Here is a 14,351-nt window from a genome sequence, read left to right as displayed (position 1 = left end):
GAGCGACCGGCACTTGGAGAGTTAAATGCACTTAGGAAAAGTCACCCCCATCCTGCGGATTTTCGACGAGGCCAAGGCGTTGGAGTTCTACGTCGATTTCCTGGGGTTCAAGGTCGATTGGCAGCATCGCTTCGAGGCGAATTTTCCGTTGTACGTGCAAGTGTCGCTGGGGGAGTGTGTGCTGCACTTATCCGAGCATCATGGCGATGCTTCGCCAGGGGCGGCTGTGCGGGTCCAGGCCCAAGGGGTCGATGCGTATCAGCAGCAATTGCTGGGCAAGGAATACCGGTATGCCAAGCCTGGGGTGGAAGACACGCCGTGGGGGACGCGGGAGATGAGCATCAGAGACCCGTTTGGGAATCGATTGGTGTTTGTTGAGGAGAGCGAGGGCTGATTCTCCCATTGGCCTGTTCGCAGGTAAGGCCCTTGTGGCGAGGGAGCAAGCTCCCTCGCCACCATGGTTGTGGTGCTACACCCGGAAATGACTGACCATCTGCTGCAACTGGCTACCCAGGCGTGCCAGTTCAACACTCGACTTGGCTGTCTCATCACTGGCCGTAGCGGTCTGCTCAGACACGTCACGCACGTTCACGATACTGCGGCTGATCTCTTCCGCCACGGCGCTCTGTTGTTCGGCGGCTGCGGCAATCTGCTGGTTCATCGACTGGATATTCGACACGGTGCGGGTGATGTTTTCCAAGGATACCCCGGCCTTGCGCGTCAGTTCGACGCTGCTGTCGGTGAGGCTGCGGCTGTTGTTCATCACGCTGGCGACTTGTTGGGTGCCGTTCTGTAAGCCGGCCACCAGGCCTTCGATTTCCTCGGTGGACTTCTGTGTACGCTGCGCCAGGCCACGCACTTCGTCGGCGACCACCGCAAACCCACGGCCGGCTTCTCCGGCACGCGCAGCTTCAATGGCGGCGTTAAGTGCCAGCAGGTTGGTCTGTTCGGCCACGGCCTTGATCACGTCCATCACGCTGCCGATCTTGTTGCTCTCTTGTTGCAGGTGCGTCATGGCGTCGGTGGAGCGCGCCACTTCGGCCGCCAGGCGTTCGATCTGGGCGATGGCTTCAGCCACCACTTTATCGCCTTCGCGGGCCTGGCCGTCAGCGTCGGAAGCGGCTTGGGAAGCCTGTTCGGCATTGCGCGCAACTTCCTGCACGGTGGCGGTCATTTCATGCATGGCGGTGGCGACCTGATCGGTCTCGATCTTCTGGCTGTTCACGCCGGCGCTGGTTTGCTCGGTCACGGCTGACAACTCTTCGGCGGCGCTGGCGATCTGAGTGACGCCGTCGCGAATGCCGCTGATCAGCTCGCGCAGGGTGGTGCCCATGCGCTGGATGCCTTGCTGCAACACGCCCAGTTCGTCGCGACGGGTCACCTGGATATTGTGGCTCAAGTCGCCCGAAGCGATGCGCTCCACCACGGCCAGGGTGTCCTGGATCGGGCGGGTGATCTGGCGGGTGATCACCCACGCGGCAATCACGCCGACCAACAGGGCCAGCAAGGTGCTGATCAGTTGCAGGCTGCGGGCCTGGGTGCTTTCGGCGTCGCGACGTTCCAGTTGGATGTCGTACAGCTTGTCGCTGATCGTCACGATGTCGGCGCCCTGGGTGGTCATTTCGGCACGGGCGGTGACGATATTGGCATTGGCCGCCTTGTAGCTCTGCACGGCGCTGCGGTAGGCGCCTAGCGCGGTTTCCAGTGCGGACAATGCGCTTTGCTGGCCAGTACCGAAGGCAACGCTGAGGCCTTTCAAACCGGCGACAGCTTTTTCCAGCTGTGTAGCCGCGCGGGCTTCGGTTTCTGCGTTGGGGCTATTGGTATAGCCGCGCACTTCGTAGCGAGCCTGCATGAATTCGTTCTTGGCCTGGGTCACGGCCAGGAACTGCGTGAAGCGTTCCGGGCTGTCGGATGACTGCTGCACACTGGTTTCCAGCGCATTGATTTGCGCGTTGGCAATGTCGGCCTTGGCGCCCATGACATCGCGCGCAGCGTTGCCATTGCGGTAGGCCTCGCGCATTTTGTTCAGGGACTGGCGGTAAGCGGTAATGACGGCTTTCTGCTCATTGAGCAGCTTGAGGTTTTCCGGGCTCTTGAAGCTGTCGAGCAGCTTCTGTTGCTGGGCGGCGAAGGCATCGAGGCTGGTCTGCACGTTCTGCGCCACAGCTTCGTCGCCATTGGCCAGCATGTATTGCAAGCGCACGATACGCAGCTTGGTCAGCGAGGCATTGAGCTGGGTGATGTCGCTCATCCAATTGCTACGGTCGATCAAGCCGCCCAGGCTGGTCCAGCCAGTGAGTGCCAGGATCGAGGTGAGGACCAGCACCAGGCCGAAGCCCAGGCCGAGTTTGAGATTGACGCTGATGTTACCGAACCAGCTGTTCATCGAAAGCTCCTTGAAGAGTGATGTCTGTCTGCTGGACGGTGTGTTTTTGTTTGAGCCAGCCAAGATGTGTAGGGCTGTATCGGCGGGAAAGGATGATTCTGAAATACTTTTATTGTTCGTCGACGAAGGGTCGCCGGCGCGCAACCGCGATGCCGGGGTGGGGCTGATCACGGCCCGCTCATGTGTGCTAGTCTGCGGGCCCTTTTAGTTCTGGGCGGCGCGGGAAACCGTGGCGTCCTACAGCGGAGCCTCTTCATGTCCGAAGTTAATCTGTCCACCGACGAAACCCGCGTCAGCTACGGTATCGGCCGTCAGTTGGGCGACCAACTGCGCGACAACCCGCCACCGGGCGTCAGCCTGGACGCGATCCTGGCCGGCCTGACCGACGCATTCGCAGGCTCGCCAAGCCGTGTTGACCAAGAGCAAATGGCGGCCAGCTTCAAGGTGATCCGCGAAATCATGCAAGCCGAAGCCGCTGCCAAGGCTGAAGCTGCAGCGGGCGCTGGCCTGGCTTTCCTGGCAGAAAACGCCAAGCGTGATGGCATCACCACCCTGGCTTCCGGCCTGCAATTTGAAGTGCTGACGGCCGGTACCGGCGCCAAGCCGACCCGTGAAGACCAAGTGCGTACTCACTACCACGGCACCCTGATCGACGGCACTGTGTTCGACAGCTCCTACGAGCGCGGCCAGCCTGCAGAATTCCCGGTGGGTGGCGTGATCGCCGGCTGGACCGAAGCCCTGCAACTGATGAATGCCGGCAGCAAATGGCGCCTGTACGTGCCGAGCGAACTGGCTTACGGCGCTCAAGGCGTTGGCAGCATCCCGCCGCACAGCGTTCTGGTATTCGACGTCGAGCTGCTCGACGTTCTGTAAGGCCTGCTGGTTACCTGTTGGGACGAACGCGTTCGCCCCAACAGGTATTTGCCAGTTTCTTCATGGATGGAACTTGCCATTCAAGTCGGTCGCCGGGCGCAACGCTCGTGCATAGCAGAACAGAAACAGATTCCTCACCACTTCCTTCAGCACACCAGGCTCACTGGAACTCAGGCCATTCACGTCCAGATCGCCTTGGTCCTGCAGCTCGTTCAGCGCTTCTTCCTCAAGCACCGCACAGACTTCACCGGTTTCCCGATGCAGGATTCGCAGGTAAGGGTGGGGGCGATCCAGCCAGGCATCTATCAAATAAGTCATGGTCGTTCTCCTTGATGGGTTTTTCTGTGTGGGTATTGCGTTCGATCAACGCAGAGGGCGAAACGCCATCCCGCGGCGGGCGCGGGATGGAATGCAGCAGGTTCAGACTTTGCGCACGAACTCGGACTTGAGTTTCATCGGGCCGATCCCGTCGATCTTGCAGTCGATATCGTGGTCGCCGTCGCACAGGCGGATGTTCTTGACTTTGGTGCCGACCTTGACCACCAGGGAAGTGCCCTTGACCTTGAGGTCCTTGATCACGGTGATGGTGTCGCCATCCTGCAGGACGTTGCCCACAGAGTCTTTCTTCAGGGTCTCATCGCCGACCACTTCGGCCTCGCCGTTGGCGGACCACTCATGGGCGCATTCCGGGCAGACCAGTTGGGCGCCGTCTTCGTAGGTGTATTCGGAATTGCATTTTGGGCAGGGTGGCAACGTGCTCACTAAAGCTCCTAGAAAGTCAGGGATGGCTAAAAGTCGCACATTATATAGGGTTTTAAACGCGGGTGGGGCTGGACTCGTCCTAATGTGGGAGCTGGCTTGCCTGCGATAGCGGCNCCGTCATCGCAGGCAAGCCAGCTCCCACATTAAACAGCGCGGAATCAGTGAGTACGGGCGACCGCAAACTCACTCAGCTCAACCAGGGCATCCCGGTATTCACTGGCCGGTAGCGCTTCCAGGCATGTGATCGCCCGCGCCACGTAGTCACGCGCCAGTTGCGCGGTGTACTCCAGGGCGCCCGAGGCTTCTACGGCGGCACGGATGGCTTCCAGGTCTTCGATCCCGCCTTTCTGGATCGCCTTGCGCACCAGGGCAGCCTGTTCCGGCGTGCCTTCGCGCATGGTGTAGATCAGCGGCAAGGTCGGCTTGCCCTCGGCCAGGTCGTCACCGACGTTCTTGCCCAGGGTTTCAGCGTCGCCCTTGTAGTCGAGCAGGTCATCCACCAGTTGGAACGCCACGCCCAGGTGATCACCGAACGTGCGCAGGGCCTCGGCCTGTTCGGCGGTGGCGCCACACAGCGCGGCTGCACTGTGGGTAGAGGCTTCGAAGAGCATCGCGGTTTTGCCGCGAATCACTTCCATATAGGTTTCTTCAGTGGTGCTGGCATCGCGGACTTTGGACAGTTGCAACACTTCGCCTTCGGCGATGATGCGTGTGGCCTGTGAAAGAATCTTCATCACGGGCATCGAGCCCAGTTCCACCATCATTTCGAACGAGCGCGAATACAGGAAGTCGCCCACCAACACGCTGGGCGCATTGCCCCACATCGCGTTTGCGGTCTCGCGACCACGGCGCATACCGGACATGTCGACCACGTCGTCATGCAGCAGGGTGGCGGTGTGCAGGAATTCGATCGTGGCGGCCAGTAGGCGCAGGTCATCGCCTTGACGGCCCAGGGCCTTGCCGCACAGCAACACTAATAAAGGACGCAGGCGTTTGCCGCCCGCCGACGTAATGTAGTCGCCAATTTTGGAGACCAGCGGCACTTTAGACGTCAGCTGCTGCTTGATGATGCCGTCGACGGCGCTAAAATCGTCCGCGACCGCGCGGTAGAAAGCTTGGGGTTGCATCAGCGACAGTCGCTCCAGAAGGGTTGCGCGGCATGCTAGGACCCTGACCCCCGGGTGTCAAGGCGCGATAGACGGCCCCTTGCAAGCCTCCCATAGCTTGCGTACAATCGCGCACCCTGAACTTCCTGGGCAGCACCTGCCTTACGCAATTGCATTCGGGACGTCCATCCCATGCAGCCATGCCAGCCAATACCTCTTCTTATAAAGCGCTGGGTGAGCAGGATTATCGGAGAAATACCATGTCGTACGCAGTAATTGTTACTGGTGGCAAGCAATACAAAGTCGCCCCAGGTGAATACCTGAAGATCGAGAAACTGGAAGTCGCTACTGGCGAATCCGTTACTTTTGATCGCGTTCTGTTGGTCGCCAATGGCGATGACGTGAACATCGGCGCTCCAGTTGTTGCTGGCGCTACCGTTGTGGCTGAAGTGATCTCCCAAGGTCGTCACGATAAAGTCCGCATCATCAAGTTCCGTCGTCGTAAGCACCACATGAAGCGTATGGGCCACCGCCAGTGGTACACCGAGATCAAAATCACCGGTATTCAGGCTTAATTTCAGCCTAATTCCTCACTAGGAGAATTGACTCATGGCACACAAAAAAGCTGGTGGTAGTACCCGTAACGGTCGCGACTCAGAAGCCAAACGCCTTGGCGTGAAGATGTATGGCGGCCAGAAAATCATTCCGGGCAACATCATCGTGCGTCAGCGCGGCACCCAATTCCACGCCGGTTACGGTGTTGGCATGGGTAAAGATCACACCCTCTTCGCTAAAATCGAAGGCGTGATCAAGTTCGAAGTAAAGGGCGCGTTCAACCGCCGTTACGTGAGCGTTGTCGCAGCTTAATTGCGAGATCGCTGGAAAAGCCCTGTCTTGCGACGGGGCTTTTTCGTTTGTGGAGTGAGTCTCTTGCAAAGCTGTTTGTGATGATCTCAGGCGCAGGTTTGCGGTCGCTGATTGAGGTCGCTGCGCTCATTTTTGCAAGAGTCTTATGTCTTGGTTTCTTAAGCTCGTCCATGCGGCGAGAGGCGTTTTGTTATGAAGTTCGTTGATGAAGTTTCCATCCGAGTAAAAGCAGGCGACGGCGGTAACGGTTGCATGAGTTTCCGTCGCGAAAAATTCATCGAAAACGGTGGTCCAAACGGCGGTGACGGCGGTGACGGCGGTTCCATCTACATGATGGCCGACGAAAACCTCAACACCCTGGTCGACTACCGTTACACCCGGCACTTCGATGCCGAGCGTGGCTCCAACGGCGGCAGCACCGACTGCACCGGTAAAAAAGGTGAAGATCTGGTACTGCGCGTACCGGTCGGCACCACGATCATCGACTCTGCGACCCAGGAAGTGATTGGCGACCTGACCAAGGCCGGCCAGAAGCTGATGGTTGTGCAGGGCGGTTGGCACGGTCTGGGTAACACCCGATTCAAGTCCAGTACCAACCGTGCACCGCGCCAGACCACGCCGGGCAAGCCGGGCGAGCAGCGCGACCTGAAGCTGGAAATGAAAGTACTTGCCGACGTGGGCCTGTTGGGCCTGCCGAACGCGGGTAAAAGTACCTTCATTCGCTCGGTGTCGGCTGCCAAGCCGAAAGTCGCCGACTACCCGTTCACCACCCTGGTGCCAAACCTGGGTGTGGTCAGCGTCGACCGCTGGAAGAGCTTCGTGGTTGCCGACATTCCCGGCTTGATCGAAGGCGCTTCCGACGGTGCTGGCCTGGGCATCCGCTTCCTCAAGCACTTGTCCCGCACCCGTTTGCTGCTGCACCTCGTCGACATGGCACCGCTGGATGACACCAGTGCTGCCGATGCCGCCGAAGTCATCGTCAGCGAGCTGACCAAGTTCAGCCCGGCCTTGGCCGAGCGCGATCGCTGGTTGGTACTGAACAAGTGCGACCAGATTCTGGAAGAAGAGCACGAAGAGCGCGTCAAGGAGATCGTTGATCGCCTGGAGTGGGAAGGTCCTGTCTACGTCATCTCGGCCATCGCCAAAGAAGGCACCGAGCGCCTGACCCGCGACATCATGCGTTACCTGGAAGACCGTGCCGACCGCCTGGCGGCCGACCCGGTGTACAAGGCCGAACTCGCCGAACTCGACCAGCAGATCGAAGACGAAGCCCGTGCCCAGTTGCAGGCCCTGGACGACCAGCGCGCCCTGCGCCGCAGCGGCGTGAAGTCCGTCCACGACATCGGCGACGATGATTGGGACGAAGAAGACGTGGATGATGAGGACGGTCCGGAAATCATTTACGTGCGTGACTGATCCGTTGCGATAAACTTGAACGCCGCTCTCTGGAGCGGCGTTTTGGTATCCGGGTATAACGTTATGGGCAGCGCTGGGTCGCGCGGCCCTCACTCTAAGGTTGAAGATGATGCGGAGCAAAGTGACAGGTGCGCAGCGCTGGGTCGTGAAAATCGGCAGTGCGCTGTTGACGGCGGATGGCAAAGGTCTGGATCGCGCAGCCATGAGCGTCTGGGTCGAGCAGATGGTGGCCTTGCATGAAGCAGGCGTTGAGTTGGTGCTGGTGTCGTCCGGAGCGGTTGCCGCCGGGATGAGCCGCCTCGGCTGGACCGCGCGACCCAGCGCGATGCATGAACTGCAAGCCGCTGCCGCCATCGGCCAGATGGGCCTGGTGCAAGCCTGGGAGTCCAGCTTTGCCGAGCACGGCCGCCACACGGCGCAGGTGTTGCTGACCCACGACGACCTGTCCGACCGCAAGCGTTACCTCAACGCCCGCAGCACCTTGCGCGCGCTGGTGGAGCTCAAGGTCATCCCGGTCATCAACGAGAACGACACTGTGGTCACCGACGAAATCCGCTTCGGTGACAACGACACCCTGGCCGCCCTGGTAGCCAACCTGGTAGAGGCTGACCTGTTGGTGATCCTCACCGACCGCGATGGCATGTTCGACGCCGACCCGCGCAACAACCCCGATGCCCAGCTTATCTATGAAGCCCGCGCCGACGACCCGGCGCTGGATGCGGTCGCCGGCAGTGTCGGTGGTGCCCTGGGCCGTGGCGGCATGCAGACCAAACTGCGCGCCGCTCGCCTGGCCGCGCGTTCCGGTGCCCACACCATCATCGTCGGCGGGCGCCTGGAGCGCGTGCTTGATCGCCTCAAGGCCGGTGAGCGCATCGGTACGCTGCTGTCGCCGGAACGCGGCATGCTGGCGGCGCGCAAGCAATGGTTGGCCGGGCACCTGCAAACCCGTGGCACGCTGGTGCTGGATGCGGGGGCCGTATCGGCCTTGTCCCAAGGCAACAAGAGCTTGCTGCCGGTGGGTGTGAAGTTGGTGCAGGGCAGCTTCCGCCGTGGCGAGATGGTGGTGTGCGTTGCGCCAGACGGTCGCGAGATTGCGCGCGGCCTGGCCAATTACAGCGCCCTGGAAGCACAGAAGATTATTGGACAATCTTCCGACGCCATTGTCGGACTCTTGGGCTATATGGCGGAACCGGAACTGGTTCACCGCGACAACCTGATCCTGGTTTAACCATAGGAAATACACGATGCGCGTGATGAAGGGATTGCTCGGCCTGCTGTTGGCCATGCCGCTGCTGGCTTCGGCCGAAGAAGTCGGCCAGGTGTCGACGGTGTTCAAGTTCGTCGGCCCCAACGACCGGATTGTGGTTGAAGCGTTTGACGACCCCAAGGTCGATGGCGTGACCTGCTACTTGTCGCGTGCCAAGACCGGCGGGGTAAAGGGCGGCCTGGGCCTGGCTGAAGACCGTGCCGAAGCCTCGATCGCTTGCCGCCAGGTGGGCCCGATCCACTTCAAGGGTGAGCTCAAGGACGGCGACGAAGTGTTCAAGGAGCGCACCTCGCTGGTATTCAAGACCATGCAGGTGGTGCGTTTCCTCGACAAGAAGCGCAACACCCTGGTGTATCTGGTCTATAGCGACCGTTTGATCGAAGGCAGCCCGCAGAATGCGGTGACGGCAATTCCGATTCTGCCCTGGCCGACCGCTCAGTAACCTGCAGGCGAGTTTTGTCACCGGCGTCTATGATTGCAGCTTTGCCGGTTGTAAGCTCCGAAGGGCTGCAATGCAAAGAACATGGGATATCTGGAGTTCGTCATGAGTGCTTTCCACGATCTGAAACTCAAAGCCCTGGACGGACAAGCGCTACCGCTGGCGCCTTTCAAGGGCCAAGTTGTGCTGGTGGTCAATGTTGCGTCCAAATGTGGTTTGACCCCGCAATACGCGGCGTTGGAAAACCTCTATCAGCAGTACAAGGACCAAGGGTTCACAGTGCTCGGCTTGCCATGCAACCAGTTTGCAGGCCAGGAGCCGGGCACCGAGGAGCAGATTCAGCAGTTCTGCAGCCTGAACTACGGCGTGACCTTTCCACTGGGCAGCAAGATCGAGGTCAACGGGCCTGATCGGCACCAGTTGTACCGTTTGCTGGCGGGCGAGGGCGCTGAATTCCCCGGGGATATCACCTGGAACTTCGAGAAATTCCTGTTGGGTAAGGATGGCCGTGTACTTGCGCGCTTCTCACCACGCACGCCCCCGGAAGACCCCTCCATCATCCAGGCCATCGAAAAAGCCTTGAGCTGACGTCAGTGAAGGCCTGATCGTTCCTACGCTTTGCGTTGATCGTTCCCACGCTCTGCGTGGGAATGCCACCCTGGGCGCTCCGCGTCCCGCTTTTACCCCTTAATCATTTAGATCAATAGTGCTACTCAGCGCTGCAGGCTCTCCATATTATCCGCATCATAAATTCACTCTCCCGTGGAGCGTTCCATGCCCGTCCAAGCCTTGTTCAAACCCTTCCAGCTCGGTGCATTGCAACTGTCGACCCGCGTGGTCATGGCGCCCATGACTCGCTCGTTCTCCCCTGGCGGCGTACCCAATTCCAAAGTCATTGAGTACTACCGCCGCCGTGCCGCTGCCGGTGTGGGCTTGATCATCACTGAAGGCACCGTGGTCGGGCACCCAGCCTCCAATGGCTACCCCAACGTGCCGCATTTCTACGGTGAAGCCGCCTTGGCTGGCTGGAAGAAAGTGGTCGATGCAGTCCACGCCGAAGGCGGCAAGATTGTCCCGCAGCTGTGGCATGTGGGCAGTGTGCGCCGTATGGGCACTGAGCCTGATGCCAGCGTGCCGGCTTATGGCCCGATGGAAAAGCTCAAGGACGGCAATGTCGTTGTGCACGGCATGACCAAACAGGACATCAACGACGTGATCAACGCCTTCGCCCAGGCCGCCAAGGATGCCCAGGCCATCGGCATGGACGGCGTGGAAATCCACGGTGCCCACGGCTACCTCGTGGACCAGTTCTTCTGGGAAGGCAGCAACCAGCGCACCGACGAATACGGTGGCAGCCTGGCCAACCGTTCGCGCTTCGCCATTGAGCTGATCCAGGCCACCCGCGCCGCTGTCGGCCCGGACTTTCCGATCATCTTGCGTTTCTCCCAGTGGAAGCAGCAGGACTACACCGCGCGCCTGGTGCAAACCCCTGAGGCGTTGGGTGAGTTTCTCAAGCCACTGTCTGACGCTGGCGTGGATATTTTCCACTGCTCCACACGTCGTTTCTGGGAGCCGGAATTTGAAGGCTCCGACCTTAACCTCGCCGGTTGGACGCGTCAGCTAACCGGTAAGCCAACCATCACGGTAGGCAGCGTGGGCCTGGATGGCGAGTTCCTGCAGTTCATGGTCAACACCGACAAAGTTGCCCAGCCTGCCAGCCTGGAGAAACTGCTGGAGCGCCTGAACAACGATGAGTTCGACCTCGTGGCAGTGGGCCGTGCCTTGCTGGTGGACCCGGATTGGGCGGTGAAGGTGCGCGAAGGGCGCGAGAGTGACATCTTGCCCTTCAGTCGTGAGGCGTTGATGACTCTGGTGTGAGCGGTAAGAGGGCGGGCACCGGTTGGCCGTCCTCGCATACCCCGCGCAACTGGCGCTCGAACTGCTCGATAATCGCCGGCCAGCCCTGACGGCTGGCATGTTGTCGGGCGTTCAAGCGCACTCTGCGCAACGTTTCGCGCTCCTCCAGCAGCCAGATGGCCGCGTCGCAAAATGCGTCTTCATCCCCAGGCATCGACAGTGCGCCGCTATAGCCATGGCGCAGATGCTGGCTCGCGGCGGCCTGGTCGTAAGCCACCACGCCCAGGCCAGACGCCATCGCTTCAAGCACCACATTGCCGAAGGTTTCGGTCAGGCTGGGGAACAGGAACAAATCCCCTGAGGCGTAATGCCTTGCCAGCTCTTCGCCGCGCTGCGTTCCGCAGAACACTGCATCGGGCAAATCGTGTTCCATCGACGAGCGCTGGGGGCCATCACCGACCACAATCAGCTTCATCCGCCGCATTGGATAGGCAGCCTGCAAGGCATCAAAGCAGCGCTTGAGCAGCCTCAGGTTCTTCTCTTGGGCCAGGCGTCCCACATGCAGCACGGCAATATCGTGGTTCTCCAACCCCCAATTTTCACGCATGGCGTTATCGCGTTTGGCCGGGTGGAACAATTGGCTGTCGACACCCCGGGATAACATATCCAGACGCTCAAAATGCCGGCGCTCCAGCTCCAGGCGCTGGCTGGCGCTCGGTACCAGGGTCAGGCTCGAGCGGTTATGAAACCAGCGCAGGTAATGGGTGACCACGCGGCTCAACAGGCTCAAGCCATACTGGTTCGAATACTGCTGAAAGTTGGTATGAAAGCCGCTGACTACGCCGATCCCCAGGCGCCGCGCAGCGCGCAGCGCCGAGAGCCCCAGCGGCCCTTCCGTGGCGATATACAGCACATCCGGGCGTTGCCGCGTCCAGCGGCGCAGCAACTTGCGCATTGACGATTGGCCCCATTGCAAGCCTGGATAGCCCGGCAGCGGCCAGCCGCGGCACAGCAGCAGTTCATCGTCGCTGGAGCGGTTTTGGTCGGCACTCTGGCGTGGGCGTACCAGCTCGACCTGATGGCCGCGTGAACGCAAACCCTCGCACAGGCGGCCAAGGGTATTGGCCACCCCGTTGATTTCCGGCGGGAAGGTTTCGGTAATGAGGGTGATGTGAAGCGAGGCTGTCGTCATGACCCACAGTGTCTGCGTGGGCCATGTCGTCATTGTGTCAGGGCGATGATGGATTTATGACTTGGCCACCGCCGGCTGCGTCATCGCCTCGGCGCCTTGCTCCCGCACCCAGAACAACGTCGCCCCGGCCACCGCCGCTGGCATCATCAACAGGTTGACCACCGGCACCAGCAGTACCAGGTAGACAATGCCGCCAAAACTCATGCTCTGCCAGCGTTTCTGGCGCAGCCACGCGAGCATTTCGTTCCAGCCCAGCTTGTGGTTGTCGGCCGGGTAGTCGATGTACTGGATCGCCATCATCCACACGCCAAACAGCAGCCACAACGGCGCTGCGATCAGGTTGACCACCGGGATGAACGACAGGATGAACAGGCCGATGGCGCGCGGCAGGAAGTAACCCAGCTTGCGCATCTCCCGCGCCAGGGTGCGCGGGACCATGGCAGCCAGCTCACCCCAACTGAACGGCGGGAAGTCGTCGGTGCCACGTACCACGACCTCGACCTTCTCGGCGAGAAACCCGTTGAACGGCGCGGCGATAATATTGGCGAGCATGGTGAAGGTGAAAAACACCATCAGCACCACCAGCACGACAAACAGCGGCCACAACAGGTAATTCAAAAAGCCTAGCCAGTGGGGCAGCGTCGGCATCAAGCTGTCGACCCACAGGCTGAACTGATGGCCGGCGAAATAGATCAATCCGACGAACAGCACCAGGTTGATCGCCAACGGCAACAGCACAAACAGGCGCAGGCCTGGGCTCAACACCAGTTTGAGGCCTTCACGCAGGTATTGCGGGCCGGAAAGAGCAGGGGCGGGCATGGGGTACTCCGAGCAAAATGGCGAACGCGCCGACCTTACCGGCTTTGCACCTGATGTGAAAGCGCGGGCAGGTAGGCGACATCCAGGGTTACAAAGGTGTCGATTAGCTTGATTGCACGCATAGAGAACACCTATGAGCTGGATTGTTATTGCGTATTTCCTTAATCTTGCCCCCCTCGATACGCTGCACCCATTATTTTTCAGGACCTGGCGAGTCAAAGCCTTCCCCAAGTGCTTCGCGGTCCTTTTTTATTCCCGCCGCCCTGTGGTCCGGGCGGTCGGTAGGAGTGAGTCATGTCTGATACCCGTCATTCCCGAGTGATTATTCTCGGTTCCGGCCCTGCCGGTTACAGCGCTGCCGTCTACGCTGCCCGAGCCAATCTCAAGCCGCTGCTGATCACCGGCATGCAGGCGGGCGGTCAGTTGACCACCACTACTGAAGTCGACAACTGGCCGGGCGATGTCCATGGCTTGACTGGCCCGGTGCTCATGGAACGCATGAAAGAGCATGCCGAGCGCTTTGAAACCGAGATCGTCTTCGACCATATCAACCAGGTCGACTTCTCGAAAAAGCCTTACAGCCTGACCGGTGACAGCGGTGTGTACACCTGCGATGCACTGATCATTGCCACTGGCGCCAGCGCGCGCTACCTGGGCCTGCCGTCGGAAGAAGCGTTCATGGGCAAGGGCGTTTCGGCCTGCGCCACTTGCGATGGTTTTTTCTACCGCAACAAGCCGGTTGCCGTGGTCGGCGGTGGCAACACGGCCGTGGAAGAGGCGCTTTACCTGGCCAACATCGCCAGCACCGTGACCCTGGTACACCGCCGCGAGACCTTCCGCGCCGAGAAGATCCTGATCGACAAGCTGCACGCCCGTGTCGCTGAAGGCAAGATCATCCTCAAGCTCAACGCCACCCTGGATGAAGTCCTGGGCGACAACATGGGTGTGACCGGTGCCCGTCTGAAAAACAACGACGGCAGTTTCGACGAGCTGAAAGTCGACGGCGTGTTCATCGCTATCGGCCACACTCCGAACACCTCACTGTTCGAAGGCGTACTGGAAGCCAAGGACGGGTACCTGGTGGTGCAGGGCGGCCGTGAAGGCAATGCAACTGCGACCAACATCGAAGGTATCTTCGCTGCCGGCGACGTGGCAGACCACGTTTACCGCCAGGCCATCACCTCGGCCGGCGCCGGTTGCATGGCGGCCCTGGATGCCGAGCGTTACCTCGACGGTTTGAAGGACGCTTCGTTCTAAACCCGTTGACTCAAAAAACCGGCGAAAGCCGGTTTTTTTATGCCTGCGATAGCGGTGTGATAGTCACCACCGCCATCGCGGGCAAGCCCGGCTCCCACATTGAGCGG

The 14,351-nt window shown here is 60.2% G+C and carries 15 protein-coding genes and 2 pseudogenes; 10 read left to right on the top strand and 7 right to left on the bottom strand.

Annotation, left to right across the window (positions count from 1 at the left end):
- Positions 1-25: 25 nt before the first annotated feature.
- Positions 26-394, top strand: a complete 369-nt coding sequence (locus tag ACTJLA_RS04950; protein WP_054896979.1) for a glyoxalase superfamily protein — start codon at positions 26-28, stop codon at positions 392-394.
- 75 nt (positions 395-469) lie between these two features.
- On the opposite strand, the pseudogene ACTJLA_RS04945 reads toward ACTJLA_RS04950, so the two are convergent.
- Both ACTJLA_RS04945 and ACTJLA_RS04940 read right to left on the bottom strand, forming a co-directional pair.
- Positions 470-1,066 (bottom strand): annotated as a pseudogene (locus ACTJLA_RS04945) (methyl-accepting chemotaxis protein); the annotation flags it as partial.
- Positions 1,067-1,372: 306 nt separating this feature from the next.
- Positions 1,373-2,389, bottom strand: a pseudogene (locus ACTJLA_RS04940) (methyl-accepting chemotaxis protein); the annotation flags it as partial.
- Positions 2,390-2,644: 255 nt separating this feature from the next.
- Here ACTJLA_RS04940 and ACTJLA_RS04935 point away from each other — a divergent pair.
- Positions 2,645-3,262: an FKBP-type peptidyl-prolyl cis-trans isomerase gene (locus ACTJLA_RS04935; RefSeq protein WP_034128752.1), complete on the top strand. Its 618-nt coding sequence runs from the start codon at positions 2,645-2,647 to the stop codon at positions 3,260-3,262.
- A gap of 60 nt (positions 3,263-3,322) precedes the next feature.
- Here ACTJLA_RS04935 and ACTJLA_RS04930 read toward each other — a convergent pair whose 3' ends face one another.
- From ACTJLA_RS04930 to ACTJLA_RS04920, 3 genes are all read right to left on the bottom strand, one after another.
- Positions 3,323-3,580, bottom strand: a complete 258-nt coding sequence (locus ACTJLA_RS04930) for a PA4570 family protein (RefSeq protein WP_005791321.1) — start codon at positions 3,578-3,580, stop codon at positions 3,323-3,325.
- A 102-nt stretch (positions 3,581-3,682) separates the two neighbouring features.
- Entirely contained in the window at positions 3,683-4,024 is a 342-nt protein-coding gene (locus ACTJLA_RS04925; protein WP_314545444.1) for a zinc ribbon domain-containing protein YjdM, read from the bottom strand.
- A 158-nt stretch (positions 4,025-4,182) separates the two neighbouring features.
- Positions 4,183-5,151, bottom strand: a complete 969-nt coding sequence (locus ACTJLA_RS04920; RefSeq protein ID WP_314545442.1) for a polyprenyl synthetase family protein — start codon at positions 5,149-5,151, stop codon at positions 4,183-4,185.
- Between the two features lie 239 nt (positions 5,152-5,390).
- On the opposite strand from ACTJLA_RS04920, the gene rplU reads away from it, so the two are divergent.
- The 7 genes from rplU to ACTJLA_RS04885 all read left to right on the top strand — a co-directional run bounded on the left by rplU (position 5,391) and on the right by ACTJLA_RS04885 (position 10,997).
- A complete protein-coding gene (gene rplU / locus ACTJLA_RS04915; protein ID WP_007950961.1) occupies positions 5,391-5,705 on the top strand; it encodes a 50S ribosomal protein L21 in 315 nt (104 codons plus the stop codon).
- 34 nt (positions 5,706-5,739) lie between these two features.
- Positions 5,740-5,997 carry a 50S ribosomal protein L27 gene (gene rpmA, locus ACTJLA_RS04910; protein ID WP_003176049.1) on the top strand — a complete coding sequence of 86 codons (258 nt, stop codon included), beginning with the start codon at positions 5,740-5,742 and terminating at the stop codon, positions 5,995-5,997.
- Positions 5,998-6,189: 192 nt separating this feature from the next.
- Positions 6,190-7,413 carry an Obg family GTPase CgtA gene (gene cgtA / locus ACTJLA_RS04905; protein ID WP_003194084.1) on the top strand — a complete coding sequence of 408 codons (1,224 nt, stop codon included), beginning with the start codon at positions 6,190-6,192 and terminating at the stop codon, positions 7,411-7,413.
- Positions 7,414-7,522: 109 nt separating this feature from the next.
- Positions 7,523-8,641: a glutamate 5-kinase gene (proB, locus tag ACTJLA_RS04900; RefSeq protein ID WP_019817476.1), complete on the top strand. Its 1,119-nt coding sequence runs from the start codon at positions 7,523-7,525 to the stop codon at positions 8,639-8,641.
- Positions 8,642-8,657: 16 nt separating this feature from the next.
- Complete coding sequence (locus ACTJLA_RS04895; protein ID WP_003194082.1) at positions 8,658-9,122, top strand: CreA family protein; 465 nt, start codon at positions 8,658-8,660, stop codon at positions 9,120-9,122.
- Between the two features lie 102 nt (positions 9,123-9,224).
- On the top strand, positions 9,225-9,707 hold the full coding sequence (locus ACTJLA_RS04890; protein ID WP_054896977.1) for a glutathione peroxidase: 483 nt from the start codon (positions 9,225-9,227) through the stop codon (positions 9,705-9,707).
- A gap of 186 nt (positions 9,708-9,893) precedes the next feature.
- A complete protein-coding gene (locus tag ACTJLA_RS04885; protein ID WP_127881031.1) occupies positions 9,894-10,997 on the top strand; it encodes an NADH:flavin oxidoreductase in 1,104 nt (367 codons plus the stop codon).
- Here the strand turns inward: ACTJLA_RS04885 and ACTJLA_RS04880 are convergent.
- The gene (locus ACTJLA_RS04880) at positions 10,966-12,168 is read right to left on the bottom strand and encodes a glycosyltransferase family 4 protein (protein ID WP_034128746.1); all 1,203 of its coding nucleotides are present in this window, start codon (positions 12,166-12,168) and stop codon (positions 10,966-10,968) included. The two genes, ACTJLA_RS04885 and ACTJLA_RS04880, sit on opposite strands and share 32 nt — an antisense overlap.
- A gap of 54 nt (positions 12,169-12,222) precedes the next feature.
- A complete protein-coding gene (gene cysZ, locus ACTJLA_RS04875) occupies positions 12,223-12,987 on the bottom strand; it encodes a sulfate transporter CysZ (RefSeq protein WP_236453827.1) in 765 nt (254 codons plus the stop codon).
- A gap of 294 nt (positions 12,988-13,281) precedes the next feature.
- Here cysZ and trxB point away from each other — a divergent pair, with 294 nt between their 5' ends.
- The gene (gene trxB, locus ACTJLA_RS04870) at positions 13,282-14,244 is read left to right on the top strand and encodes a thioredoxin-disulfide reductase (protein WP_010206474.1); all 963 of its coding nucleotides are present in this window, start codon (positions 13,282-13,284) and stop codon (positions 14,242-14,244) included.
- Positions 14,245-14,351: the final 107 nt, after the last annotated feature.

It is taken from the genome of Pseudomonas sp. 22072 (assembly GCF_052046095.1).
Taxonomy (GTDB): domain Bacteria; phylum Pseudomonadota; class Gammaproteobacteria; order Pseudomonadales; family Pseudomonadaceae; genus Aquipseudomonas; species Aquipseudomonas paracarnis.
Note: the sequence above shows the minus strand (reverse complement) of the source record. Positions and strands in the feature narration are given on the sequence as shown.